This window comes from Streptomyces sp. NBC_00234, assembly GCF_036195325.1.
Lineage (GTDB): Bacteria > Actinomycetota > Actinomycetes > Streptomycetales > Streptomycetaceae > Streptomyces.
Genome location: NZ_CP108101.1, coordinates 3,589,036 through 3,601,471, shown reverse-complemented (window position 1 = coordinate 3,601,471; position 12,436 = coordinate 3,589,036). Strand labels below are relative to the sequence as shown.

Sequence of the window (12,436 nt, the reverse complement as noted above, 5' to 3'; positions counted from 1 at the left end):
GGATCGCCCAAGTATCCCACGCTGTGTAAAGCCGTTTTCGCGCTGTGGGGGGTACCTGGGAGAATGGCGACGTCCCCCGACGGGATCTATGAACGAGAGAAGGACGTGCAGACCGTGGCCGAGAGTCAGACCAGCACCGAGACCGACTGGGTCTCCCGCTTCGCGGACGATGTCATCGCCGAATCGGAGCGTCGTGCGCCTGGCAAACCGGTCGTCGTCGCCTCCGGTCTGTCTCCGTCGGGCCCCATTCACCTGGGCAACCTCCGCGAGGTCATGACGCCGCACCTGGTCGCGGACGAGATCCGCCGCCGGGGCCTCACCGTCCGCCACCTGATCTCCTGGGACGACTACGACCGCTACCGCAAGGTGCCGGCCGGCGTCCCCGGCGTGGACGAGACCTGGGCCGAGCACATCGGCAAGCCGCTGACCTCGGTGCCCGCTCCGGCCGGATCGGCGTACCCGAACTGGGCCGAGCACTTCAAGGCCGCCATGACCGGGGCGCTGGACGAGCTCGGTGTCGAGTACGACGCGATCAGCCAGACGGAGCAGTACACGGCGGGCACGTACCGCGAGCAGATCCTGCACGCCATGCGGCACCGCGGCGACATCGACGCGGTCCTCGACCGCTACCGGACGAAGAAGGACTCCGGCGCGGGGGCCAAGGGCGGCAAGAAGCCCCAGCAGCAGAAGAAGGTCGACGAGGCCGAGCTGGAGGCCGCGGAGGGCTCCGGCGCGGCGGACGAGGACGACGGCAGCGGCAACACCGCCGGCTACTTCCCGTACAAGCCCTACTGCGGCAACTGCGAGAAGGACCTCACCGTCGTCACCTCGTACGACGACGACAGCACCGAGCTGAACTACACCTGCTCGGCCTGCGGCTTCGCCGAGACCGTCCGGCTGAGCGAGTTCAACCGCGGCAAGCTGGTCTGGAAGGTCGACTGGCCGATGCGCTGGGCGTTCGAGGGCGTGATCTTCGAGCCGAGCGGTGTGGACCACTCCTCGCCGGGCTCCTCGTTCGTCGTCGGCGGCCAGATCGTGCGCGAGATCTTCGACGGCGTCCAGCCGATCGGACCGATGTACGCGTTCGTCGGCATCTCCGGCATGGCGAAGATGTCCTCCAGCAAGGGCGGCGTACCCACGCCGGCCGACGCGCTGAAGATCATGGAGGCGCCGCTGCTGCGCTGGCTGTACGCGCGCCGCAGGCCCAACCAGTCCTTCAAGATCGCCTTCGACCAGGAGATCCAGCGACTGTACGACGAGTGGGACTCGCTGGCGCGCAAGGTCGCCGAAGGCTCCGTGCTGCCGGCCGACGCCGCCGCCTACGCACGGGCGATCGGCACGGCCGCCGGCCCGCTGCCGGCCACCGCGCACCCGCTGCCGTACCGCACGCTCGCCTCGGTCGCCGACATCACGGCGGGGGCCGAGGACCAGACGCTGCGCATCCTCAGCGAGCTGGACCCGGAGAACCCGCTGGCCTCGCTCGACGAGGCCCGGCCCCGTCTCGACCGTGCCGAGAACTGGATCACCAGCCAGGTCCCGGCCGAGGCGCGGACCATCGTCCGCGGCGAGCCGGACAAGGAACTGCTCGGTTCGCTGGACGAGCAGGGCCGGGAGTCGCTCCGGCTGCTCCTGGAGGGGCTGGACTCGCACTGGTCGCTCGACGGGCTGACCACGCTCGTCTACGGCGTACCGAAGGTGCTGGCCGGTCTGGACGCGGATGCCAAGCCGACGCCGGAGCTGAAGGTGGCCCAGCGCTCGTTCTTCGCGCTGCTGTACCGGCTGCTGGTCAGCCGGGACACCGGACCGCGGCTGCCCACGCTGCTCCTCGCGGTGGGGGCGGACCGGGTGCGTGTGCTGCTCGGCGCCTAGGGCCTTTGTTGCAACACGACGGAGGGCCGTCACCCGGATCACCGGGTGACGGCCCTCCGTCGTGCGGGCTCCGTCCTGCGACGGGCCGCCGCGTGGCTCACGCGATGTGGTTCGCGGCCTCGTCCATGTTGAAGCGCTGCTTGAAGCCCGGCAGCAGCCTGCGGAGCAGGGCCGCACTGCGCGGGTGCCGCACGTTGTGGCCGTCCGAGAGGTGTATGTCGAGGACCTCGGCGCTCGGGTAGTCCTGGTGCTGGTGCGTGTACGCCGCGAACACCTCGTACGCGATCTCGCCGAACTCGACCTCTGCCTCGGCCCACTCCGCCGGGTCCGCCTCCTGCTGCGGCTGCTCGGCCTGGGGCTCGGGGTGCGGTTCCTGCTGGGGCTGCTGCTGTCCCTGCCCCTGCCCCTGCTGTACGGCCTGGGGCTCCGCCTGACGGGGGTGGGGGACCGCGCCGATCGTGCCCACGTCACCGAGGGGGCGGGTCCGGCCGGGGCCCGAGGGAATCATGACCGGGGTGGGCTCCAGGCCCTCGACGTATGTCGGGTTGTACGCGCTCTCGTACGCGTCCTCCGGTACCTGCGGCGCCGCGAACCAGGGGCTGTCGTGGGAGCCGGGGCCCGGGGGGCCCTGGGGGAGGTCGTCCCCGTGCTGCTGCGGCAGCTGCTGCGGGTGGGGCGCGCCGTGCTGCTTCTCGTAGCCCCGCTCGTTGCCCTGCTCGTGCTCGTGCGCGTACTCCTGCTCCGGTGCCTGCGTGTGCTCCTGGGCCGGTGCGTACGGCAGCTCGGCCTGCGGCTGGGCGGAATTCACGGGCGGCAGCAGGGCCGGTTCGATGCCCGCGGCGGCGAGTCCGGCCGGGGCGGTCTCGGCGAGCGGGACGCCGTACTTCGCCAGGCGCAGCGGCATCAGCGACTCGATCGGGGCCTTGCGGCGCCAGCTCCGCCCGAAGCGGGCCTGGAGGCGGGCCTGGTAGATGAGCCGGTCCTGTTCGAGCTTGATGACCTGCTCGTAGCTGCGCAGCTCCCAGAGCTTCATCCGGCGCCACAGTTTGAACGTGGGGACGGGGGAGAGCAGCCAGCGGGTGAGGCGGACACCCTCCATGTGCTTGTCGGCCGTGATGTCGGCGATTCGGCCCACGGCGTGGCGGGCGGCCTCGACGGAGACGACGAACAGGATCGGGATCACCGCGTGCATGCCGGTGCCCAGGGGGTCGGGCCAGGCCGCGGCGCCGTTGAAGGCGATCGTCGCGGCGGTCAGCAGCCAGGCGGTCTGACGCAGCAGCGGGAACGGGATGCGCATCCAGGTCAGCAGCAGGTCGAGCGCGAGCAGGACGCAGATGCCCGCGTCGATGCCGATCGGGAAGACGTACGAGAACGTCCCGAAGCCCTTCTCCACGGCCAGTTCGCGCACGGCCGCGTACGAGCCGGCGAACCCGATCGCGGCGATGAGCACCGCACCGGCGATGACGATTCCGATGAGTATCCGGTGCGTGCGTGTCAGCTGCATCGCGGCCACGCGCGATCCCTCCCCGACTTCTGTCCTCGGCTGTTGCCTCCGTCCGGCAGCGGACGTCCGGCGCGGGCACAGCCTGGCACATGCCCGGGGCCCTCGTTGCGCGGGGAGGGGTGAAGCCCGGCTCCCGAGTGGGGGCCGGGCTTCGTAAAAGCGCCTGTGGGCAGGGTGGTTGGGGCTCCCTGCCGGGCTACGTCACGATGTGCCGACGGTTTCCGGTGTCCGGTTCCCGGGACTCGGCGCGCTGTCCTAGGACTTGGTCTTGGCGGACGTCTTGGTGGACGACTTGGCGGTCGGCTTGGCCGAGGTCTTGCCCGTGGCGGGTGCCTTGGTGCCGGTGGTGTCGTCGGGAGCGGACGTGTTGGCGGTGGCGACCGAGGCGACGGCCTCCTTCGCGGCCTTCTCGGCACCCTTGAGGATGTCGGAGGCGGAGGGCGTCTTGGCGCCCGCGTAACCCGCGCCGTTGTACGTGAGGGTGACGACGACGTTCCCCGTACGGGCCACGACCGTCGCGTAGTTGAAGTCCTCACTCGTCTTGGTGAGGGCGTACGTGACGGCGCTGGCCTGCTCGCCGATGCCGTCGACGGCCGCGGTCGAGAGCTTCTTCGCGCCCTCGGTGGCCTCGGCCTTGGCGACCTGCTTCGTGTAGTCGTCGGTCGCGCGCTTGGCGCCGCTGCCCAGGGACGGGTCCGACTCGAAGCGGGTGAAGCCGACGTCGAGCCAGCGGTACTGCGAGCCCTTGACGCCGTTGTCGTCCAGGCCGTTCCAGGAGCAGCCGGCGCGGGCCGAGACGTCGCTGGACTTGCCCGGTGTGCCGCCCTTGACCTTGGCCTTGGGGACCAGGGACGAGATCGTCTTCTTCGCGATCGCCTTGCACGGGTCGGGGAGCTCCCCGAACTTCGCCGGCTCGACGGTCGGAGCCGTCGGCTTGGCGCTCGCGGAGGCGGAGGAGTCCGCGTTCTTCTTGCCGTCGTCCGACGAGCAGCCGGCGACGACGAGCATCACCGGGACGGCGGCGCAGGCGAGTATGCGGGACAGTCGCGGAGCTGATCGGTGCATGGTTCCTTCACTCGGATGGCACGCGGTCTCGTGCGGGTCTTCGGTCGGGCGGGCCGGTGGTCGGCCGGTCGGGCAGGGTGTTCCGGAGGGCCACGGTACGTCGGACGGTGCCCGGATGCCGCCTCGGCCGCGAACCTCGTGCGGACGGGAGGGGCGTGTGCGGGGCCGCCGGACCGGGGCTATTCGCTGAGCGTCTCGGCCAGCTTGCGGGCCAGTGCGCGGGCCTTTTCCTGCAGTTCCTTGCTGTCGGGGACCTTGGTGACGAGGGCCGGCTGCTCGGTGTACCGGACGGTCACGATGACGTTCGATGTGCGGAATACCACGCTCACCGTGCGCTGGTGTGCGGTGGAACCTGCCGATGTGAGTGCATCGTCCAGAAATGCGGCGTCTCCGAGGCCCTCCAGGACGCGTGGTTGCAGGTCCTCGGCATCGGCGCCGGGAGTGCCGGTGGTGGCGGCGTCCGTCGGGTCGGCCGTGCCGGTGGCGCTTTCCGTGCCGGCGTTCTTGCCGGCCGAGGGGGTGGGGGACGCGGAGCCCTTGGGTGTCCCCTCGTCCGCGCCGGGGGTGGAGGCGGCCGGCAGGTCGGCGGCGGTCTCCTTCTTCGTGTAGACCTCGCGGGCCCGGTCGTCGTCGCTCACCGCGGGGTCGTACGACACGACGCGCTCGAAGTCGATGACGAGGCTCCGGGACATGTCCGGGGACTCGGACTTCCAGCGGCAGCCGACCTTGCGGTCGGTGTCGTAGGTGACGGCGGCCGTGCCCTCGTACACCTTCTCCTGCTGTTCCTCGGGCAGTTCGGCGGCGCCCGGCAGGAGGTCCTTGAGGGTGGAACGCGGGACCGCGCGGCAGGGCTCGGGCAGGGTCCGGTACTTGCCGGGCGGTGCGGCCGAGACCGTCGGGCTGCCCGGCTTGCTGTCCGCGTCGGAGGCACTGCCGTCCGAGCCCGCGCTGCAGCCGACGACGAGCGCTGCGAGGAGCGCGACGCCGGGTACATACGCCATGTGTCGCACGGTCCCAGGCTCCCTTCGGTACGAAAACGGGTTGCCGCCCGATGGCGGCCGATGGACACAATGTGTATCGCACGCGCAGCTGTGAATGCCGGTCGACCGACGCGTTTGCCGATCTTGGCGCCAGTTTTGCGCTTTCAGTCTTTTCGGGGGAATCGAGGGGTTATGTCGTATGTAGAGGTACCGGGGGCGAAGGTTCCGATTCGCATGTGGGCCGATCCGGCCTCGGTCGAGGACGGGGCGATGCAGCAGCTGCGCAACGTCGCCACCCTGCCCTGGATCAAGGGTCTCGCCGTCATGCCGGACGTTCATTACGGCAAGGGCGCGACCGTCGGGTCGGTGATCGCCATGCACGGTGCCGTCTGTCCGGCGGCGGTGGGCGTGGACATCGGCTGCGGGATGTCGGCGGTGAAGACGTCCCTGACGGCCAACGATCTGCCGGGTGATCTGTCGCGGCTCCGGTCGAAGATCGAGCAGGCGATTCCGGTGGGCCGGGGGATGCACGACTCGGTGGTGGAGCCCGGGCGGCTGCACGGCTTCCCGACGGCGGGCTGGGACGACTTCTGGGGGCGTTTCGACGGGATCGCGGATGCGGTCAAGTTCCGTCAGGACCGTGCCACGAAGCAGATGGGAACGCTCGGGAGCGGGAACCACTTCTGCGAGGTCTGCATCGATACGGACGGGTCCGTGTGGCTCATGCTGCACTCCGGTTCGCGGAACATCGGCAAGGAGCTGGCCGACCACCACATCGGGATCGCGCAGAGCCTGCCGCACAACCAGGGGCTGGTCGACCGTGACCTGGCGGTCTTCATCGCCGAGACCCCGCAGATGGCGGCCTACCGCAACGACCTGTTCTGGGCGCAGGAGTACGCGAAGTACAACCGCGCGATCATGATGGGGCTCCTGAAGGACGTCGTCCGCAAGGAGTTCAAGAAGGCCAAGGTCTCCTTCGAGCAGGAGATCAGCTGCCACCACAACTACGTGGCGGAGGAGCGGTACGAGGGCATGGACCTGCTGGTCACCCGTAAGGGAGCGATCCGTGCCGGTTCGGGGGAGTACGGGATCATCCCCGGGTCCATGGGGACGGGCTCGTACATCGTGAAGGGTCTGGGGAGCGAGAAGTCGTTCAACTCGGCCTCGCACGGTGCCGGCCGCCGGATGAGCCGGAACGCGGCGAAGCGGCGGTTCTCGACGCAGGACCTGGAGGACCAGACGCGGGGTGTGGAGTGCCGTAAGGACTCCGGCGTCGTGGACGAGATCCCGGCCGCGTACAAGCCGATCGAGCAGGTCATCGAGCAGCAGAGGGACCTGGTCGAGGTCGTCGCGAAGCTGAAGCAGGTCGTGTGCGTGAAGGGGTGAGCCCCGCGCGTCGACGTAGCCGGAGCCCCGGGCCGTTCGCGGTCCGGGGCTCCTTCGTGTTCCGGGGTGCGGGAGGAGTCCGCGGTGTCCGCCGCCGGGGTCAGAGGGTGCGGTGGACCTTGGAGTTGGACGCCTGGGCGCGGGGGCGGACGACCAGGAGGTCGATGTTGACGTGGCTGGGGCGGGTGACGGCCCAGGTGATCGTGTCGGCCACGTCGGATGCGGTGAGGGGGGCGTCGACGCCCGCGTACACCTTGGCCGCCTTCTCGGTGTCGCCGCGGAAGCGGGTGGTCGCGAACTCCTCGGTCTTGACCATGCCGGGGGCGACCTCGATGACGCGGACGGGCGTGCCGACGATCTCCAGACGGAGGGTCTCGGCGAGGACGTGCTCGCCGTGCTTGGCGGCCACGTAACCGCCGCCGCCCTCGTAGGAGGAGAGGGCCGCGGTGGAGGAGAGGATGACGATCGTGCCGTCGCCGCTCGCGGTGAGGGCGGGCAGCAGGGCCTGGGTCACGTTGAGCGTGCCGATGACGTTCGTCTCGTACATCTGGCGCCAGTCCGCCGGGTCACCGGTCGCGACGGGGTCGGCGCCGAGCGCGCCGCCCGCGTTGTTGACCAGGAGGGCGAGGGAGCGGAAGGCCGTGGCGAACTCGTCGACCGCGGTGCGGTCGGTGACGTCCAGGGCGTACGCCGTCGCTTCGTGGCCCGCCTCGGTGATCTCCGCGGCGAGCGCCTCGATGCGGTCCTTGCGGCGGGCGGTGAGCACGACGCGGTAGCCGGCGGCGGCGAGCTGCCGGGCGGTCGCGGCGCCGATGCCGCTGCTCGCGCCGGTGATGACGGCGATGGGGGTGGCGGCGGCCATGGCGATCTCCTCGGACAGCTGATCGGTACGCGGCCAAGGATAGGCAGCCCGGTGCGGCGCGGTTTCACCCGTCCGCCCGGTGGACCGCCGGCCGGCGGGACGGGGAGGCCGGCCGGGACAGGACGGGGTGACGGTGGGCGGGACGGGGAGTCCGTTCGCCGCGAGGGGTGCGGAGTGCGGAGGGTCACCGGCCGCCGCGTGGTGCGTACATGATCAGGGCCATACCGGCCAGGCAGACCAGCGCGCCGATCACGTCCCAGCGGTCGGGGCGGTACCCGTCCGCGACCATGCCCCAGGCGATCGAACCGGCGACGAACACACCGCCGTACGCCGCGAGGATGCGGCCGAACTCGCCGTCGGGCTGGAGCGTCGCCACGAATCCGTACAGGCCGAGGGCGATGACGCCGGCGCCGATCCAGATCCAGCCCCGTCCGCCCTGCGAGTGGCTGCCCCGCACGCCCTGCCAGACGAGCCAGGCTCCGCCGATCTCGAAGAGTGCGGCGACGAGGAAGAGGGCGATGGAGCGCGCGACAAGCATGCGGAGAGCGTGACATGGGGGGCGCGGCCGGCCGGTCGGTGGCCGTGCGGGTGGGCCGTGCGGGTGGGGTGAGGCGCGTCGAACCGGTCATTAAATAGGGATGATTGGGGGCGATCTGTATGTTCGCCGCATGGTAGTGACGCGTAGAGCTCTGCTGGTGGTGTCCGCCGGGGCGGCGATGGCGGCGACCGTGCTGTGGGGGGCGGGTTCCTCGGCCGCCGCCCCGCCCGTGACGCCGCCCGTGGCCCCGGGCGTCGTGCCGGAGGCGGATCTGGCCCATCACGGTCATGTCTCCCTCTGGGGCGATCGGCTCGGAATCTGGCTGGAGAGTGCGAACAGCGGTCCGTGGGATCTGGCGGACGCGACGGTGAGGCTGCGCTTCTCGACGCCCCTGGCGGGTCGTCAGGGGCTGCCGCAGGGGTGCCTCTGGGGCGGCAGCCGCACGGTGCTGTGCCGGACGGGGCCGTTGTCCGCGGACGGCGAGACCCGGCGCGCGGCGCTCGATCTGCGGCTCGGGACACGGCCTGCCGAGGTGGTCGTCCGGGTCGACACGGTGTGGAGCGGTGGTGTGCCGGATCGCGAGCAGCGGAACAACCGGCACGAGGTGCTGGCGCCGGCCACGGGAGACGCGTACGTCTTCTGACCCGGTGGGCGGCCGGCGCCGCCGGCGCGGTGGACCGTCACCGGCCCAGGGCGTGACGCAGGCCCTCCGGGTCGGGGCGCTCGCTCGCCCAGGCGACGTATCCGTCGGGCCGTACGAGCAGGGTGGTGGCGCGGTCCCCTGTCCAGTGGGCGTGGACCAAGGGGGTCGGGCTCGCGGGAGTGGCGCTGTCGGCGGGGGTGACCAGGACGAACGTGCCGTCGCGCAGGAGTTCGTGGAGTCGGCCTTCCGCGAGGGTCAGGTCGGGGGCGCGGGTGCCGGTCAGGCGGTGTGCGTGACGGGGAGCCCCGTAGGAGATGCCGATGCCGGAGATCATGCCCAGCGCCTTGTGCGAGGCGGGGCGCACGGTGGACAGCAGGTGGGCGACGGCCGAGCGCAGGGCGCGCTGTAACGGGGTGCGGGCCATGGCCAGACGCACGATCGCGCCGCTGCTGCGCAGCACCGCGGTGCCGACCGGGTGGCGTTCCGACTGGTAGCTGTCGAGCAAGGCTTCCGGGTCGGCCGAGTGCCCCTTCAGTACGGCGGCGAGCTTCCAGGAGAGGTTCGCGGCGTCCTGCAGTCCGGTGTTCATTCCCTGGCCGCCCGCGGGGGAGTGGACGTGGGCGGCGTCGCCGGCGAGGAATACCCGGCCCACGCGGTAGGCGGGCGCCTGGCGTTCGTCGCTGTGGAAGCGGGAGATCCAGCGGGCGTCGTGCATACCGAAGTCGGTGCCGAGCGCGCGGCGGGCGATCTCGCGCAGCTCGTCGAGCTCGACGGGCTCGGTGTCGGCGACCTGGCGGGCGCGGTTCCACCCCATGACCCGGTACCAGCCGTCGCCGAAGGGGGCGATGAAGGCGAACGCGTCCCCCACGCCGTTGACCGTGAGCAGGCCGGCGGGCTCCTCGGCGAGTCTGACGTCGGCGAGGACGATGGAGCGGATCACGGACCTGCCCGGGAACGGGAGGCCGAGCGCCTGGCGCACGGCGCTGCGCATTCCGTCGGTGCCGACCAGGTAGCGGGCGGAGAGCGTGGTGGGCGTGCCGTCGGCGTCCCGCGTCCGCGCGGTGACCGTGTCCTGTCCTGCGGGCTGGTCCAGGCCGAGCAGCTCCGCCCCGAACCGGAAGTCCACCCCCGCGGCCCGGGCCCGGCGCTCCAGCAGGCGCTCCACCTCGTACTGCGGAGTGATCAGCAGGAACGGGAAGCGGGAGTGCAGGCGGGAGAGGTCGAGCCGGAGCTTGCCGAAGAGGCTCAGTCCGGTGAGGCGGGTGCCGGTCCCGATCAGTTCGTCGGCGAGGTCCCGGGTGTCGAGCGCTTCGAGGGTGCGGGCGTGCACGGCGAAGGCGCGCGTCATGTTGCCGGCTTCGCGGGGGCGGCGCTCCAGCAGGGTGACGGAGAGGCCCTGGGCGGCGAGGTCGCCGGCGAGCAGCAGGCCGGTGGGGCCTGCGCCCACGACGATCACGTCCGTGGTGTCGGGGGTGGGGCTGGCGCTGGTTCCGGTGTGGGGCGTGCCGGTCATGACGGCCTCCTTCGATACCGAGTGCCCACGGGTGGTGGGCGGCAGCTGCGTGCCAACAGGTGTTGGTCAACGCTTGTTGGCAAATGTAGAGCGGGTCCGTCTGGTGTGTCAACGGGTGTTGGCCTACAGTTGTTGGCATGATGACGCACGCCCCCGCATCCCCCCGCCGTTCGGATGTCACCAAGGCCGCGATCCTTGACGCCGCGCGCGAGCGCTTCGCCGCCGACGGCTACGAGCGCGCCACCATCCGGGCCATCGCCCGCGACGCCGGGATCGACCCGTCGATGGTGATGCGCTACTACGGCAACAAGGAGGGGCTGTTCGCCGCCGCGTCCGCGATCGACCTGCGCCTTCCCGAGCTGGGTGCGCTGCCCGGCAAGCACATCGGGGCGGTGCTCGTCACCCACTTCCTGGACCGCTGGGAGCAGGACGACGTGCTTACGGGGCTGCTCAGGGTGGGCGTCACCAACGAGGCGGGAGCGGAGCGGATGCGGGCCGTCTTCGCCGAGCAGCTCGGTCCGATAGCTGCCGGTGTCTGCCCTGATCCCGCCGATGCCCCGCGCCGGGCCGCCCTCGCCGCCTCGCAGATCCTGGGGATGGCGCTCGCGCGCTACGTCCTGCGGATAGAGCCCGCTGCGGCGATGCCCCGCGAGGAGGTCGTGGCCTGGCTCGCGCCCACGCTCCAGCGCTATCTGACCGCGGAGGGGCCGTAACGGGGGCCGCGGCTTGTCTGCTTCGTACACTCTCTGCATGCCGCAGAAGTCTTCCGGCCGGCGCAGTGTCCTGCTGGCCGAGCTGTCCGTCGCCTCGCGCCGCTACATGGCCGCGTACGCCCTGTTCAACCAGGCCGTCGCCGATCACCTGCGGCTGCACCCCACCGACCTGCAGTGCCTCAACCTGCTCAGCCTGGAGGCGGAGCCCGTCACCACGGGCCGCGTCGCGGAACTGACCGGGCTCACCACCGGTTCGGCGACCCGGCTCGTCGACCGGCTGGAGCGGGCCGGCTATGTGACCCGCGAACGCGACACGGCGGACCGGCGGCGGGTCCTCGTCGCGGCCGTGCCGGAGCGGATGGCGGAGTTCGGCGAGGTCTGGGCGCGGCTGAACGGCGACTGGGCGGCGATGTTCGAGGCGTACGACGACGACGAGGTCGCCCTCCTCATCGCCCATATGCGACGCACGGTCGAGCTCAGTGCGGCACAGATCGAACGGCTGCGCGGCGGCGAGTTCGAGGCGGCCGAGGGGCCGGGCAGCCCCGGCCCCGGCGCTGTCGGCGAAAGGCCCTAGGACCGCGCGGTCGGGGCCTCGGTGCCGAGGCCGCCGAATTCGCGGACCGCGTCGGCGACGATCGTTTCCAGGTGGCTGTGGTGGGCGCCCCGCCAGTAGACCCGGCCGCACTCGGTGCACTGGGCGAACACGTCGTAGGACTGTTGCGTGCCGTGCTCCAGGCGGTCGCTCACGGCGTTCTTGTCGGTCTCCCTCAGCTCGCCGTTGCAGGCGGTGCACCGGGTCCACGGTGCGAGGACCGGTGCGAACCGGCCCAGTACGTCGCGGAGCTGGGCCTCCGGGCGGTCGCTGTAGACATAGGCCCCCGCCCAGATCTCCCGCCGCCGCAGCAGCCCCCGGTCCCGGGAGAGCAGTACGCGTTGTTCCGCGGCCGAAAGGGTGGCCAGCGCGGGGTCGCCGATGTCCTCGCTCTCGTACGCGGCGTCGACGCCCAGCAGGCGCAGGCGCCGGGCGAGCGTGCCGAGATGGACATCGAGGAGGAAGCGCAACGGGGCACCCGGAACGCGCTGGGGGCGCTCCACGGCGCGCACCTCGACCCGTTCGCCCGGGCCGGGGATGTGCGAGACGGGTACGGGGTGGCCGTCGACGAGCAGTTGTCCGGCCTCGGTGAGCGGGACTCCGAGCGATTCCACGACGTGGCCGAGTGTCGACGAGCCGTCGGTGGTGACGGTCGTGCGTCCCCCGCGGCGCTCGTGTGCGACGAAGAGGCGCAGTTCGGGGGCTACTTCGAGGATGATCTCCGGTCCGTTCACCTGGCCAGGATGCCACTGGGCGGGGTGCGGCAGCGAG

The 12,436-nt window shown here is 71.3% G+C and carries 12 protein-coding genes; 5 read left to right on the top strand and 7 right to left on the bottom strand.

Translation table 11 applies throughout. The features are described from left to right. The first annotated feature begins 105 nt into the window (after nt 1–105). Nucleotides 106–1,869, top strand: coding sequence for a lysine--tRNA ligase (lysS, locus tag OG230_RS15530; protein WP_328911412.1), 1,764 nt, complete (start codon nt 106–108; stop codon nt 1,867–1,869). A gap of 97 nt (nt 1,870–1,966) precedes the next feature. Here the strand turns inward: lysS and OG230_RS15525 are convergent, their stop codons facing one another. From OG230_RS15525 to OG230_RS15515, 3 genes are all read right to left on the bottom strand, one after another. Next, nucleotides 1,967–3,382 (bottom strand): DUF2637 domain-containing protein, encoded by a 1,416-nt coding sequence (locus tag OG230_RS15525; RefSeq protein WP_328910809.1) that lies wholly within the window; start codon nt 3,380–3,382, stop codon nt 1,967–1,969. A gap of 246 nt (nt 3,383–3,628) precedes the next feature. After that, the gene (locus OG230_RS15520) at nt 3,629–4,438 is read right to left on the bottom strand and encodes a DUF3558 family protein (protein ID WP_328910808.1); all 810 of its coding nucleotides are present in this window, start codon (nt 4,436–4,438) and stop codon (nt 3,629–3,631) included. 179 nt (nt 4,439–4,617) lie between these two features. Next, nucleotides 4,618–5,439: a DUF3558 domain-containing protein gene (locus OG230_RS15515; RefSeq protein ID WP_328910807.1), complete on the bottom strand. Its 822-nt coding sequence runs from the start codon at nt 5,437–5,439 to the stop codon at nt 4,618–4,620. Nucleotides 5,440–5,610: 171 nt separating this feature from the next. Between OG230_RS15515 and OG230_RS15510 the strand changes: the two genes are divergently transcribed. After that, nucleotides 5,611–6,804: an RtcB family protein gene (locus OG230_RS15510; RefSeq protein WP_328910806.1), complete on the top strand. Its 1,194-nt coding sequence runs from the start codon at nt 5,611–5,613 to the stop codon at nt 6,802–6,804. Nucleotides 6,805–6,904: 100 nt separating this feature from the next. Here OG230_RS15510 and OG230_RS15505 read toward each other — a convergent pair whose 3' ends face one another. Both OG230_RS15505 and OG230_RS15500 read right to left on the bottom strand, forming a co-directional pair. Beyond that, on the bottom strand, nt 6,905–7,666 hold the full coding sequence (locus OG230_RS15505) for an SDR family oxidoreductase (RefSeq protein WP_328910805.1): 762 nt from the start codon (nt 7,664–7,666) through the stop codon (nt 6,905–6,907). Nucleotides 7,667–7,850: 184 nt separating this feature from the next. Continuing rightward, a complete protein-coding gene (locus OG230_RS15500) occupies nt 7,851–8,204 on the bottom strand; it encodes a YnfA family protein (RefSeq protein ID WP_328910804.1) in 354 nt (117 codons plus the stop codon). A 130-nt stretch (nt 8,205–8,334) separates the two neighbouring features. Between OG230_RS15500 and OG230_RS15495 the strand changes: the two genes are divergently transcribed. Beyond that, the gene (locus tag OG230_RS15495) at nt 8,335–8,847 is read left to right on the top strand and encodes a hypothetical protein (protein ID WP_328910803.1); all 513 of its coding nucleotides are present in this window, start codon (nt 8,335–8,337) and stop codon (nt 8,845–8,847) included. 37 nt (nt 8,848–8,884) lie between these two features. Here OG230_RS15495 and OG230_RS15490 read toward each other — a convergent pair whose 3' ends face one another. Beyond that, nucleotides 8,885–10,360 carry an FAD-dependent oxidoreductase gene (locus OG230_RS15490; protein WP_328910802.1) on the bottom strand — a complete coding sequence of 492 codons (1,476 nt, stop codon included), beginning with the start codon at nt 10,358–10,360 and terminating at the stop codon, nt 8,885–8,887. A gap of 137 nt (nt 10,361–10,497) precedes the next feature. Between OG230_RS15490 and OG230_RS15485 the strand changes: the two genes are divergently transcribed. After that, nucleotides 10,498–11,073, top strand: a complete 576-nt coding sequence (locus OG230_RS15485; RefSeq protein ID WP_328910801.1) for a TetR/AcrR family transcriptional regulator — start codon at nt 10,498–10,500, stop codon at nt 11,071–11,073. A gap of 37 nt (nt 11,074–11,110) precedes the next feature. Next, a complete protein-coding gene (locus OG230_RS15480; protein ID WP_328910800.1) occupies nt 11,111–11,647 on the top strand; it encodes a MarR family winged helix-turn-helix transcriptional regulator in 537 nt (178 codons plus the stop codon). Here OG230_RS15480 and OG230_RS15475 read toward each other — a convergent pair. Continuing rightward, the gene (locus OG230_RS15475; protein WP_328910799.1) at nt 11,644–12,399 is read right to left on the bottom strand and encodes a Mut7-C RNAse domain-containing protein; all 756 of its coding nucleotides are present in this window, start codon (nt 12,397–12,399) and stop codon (nt 11,644–11,646) included. The two genes, OG230_RS15480 and OG230_RS15475, sit on opposite strands and share 4 nt — an antisense overlap. Between the last annotated feature and the right edge of the window lie 37 nt (nt 12,400–12,436).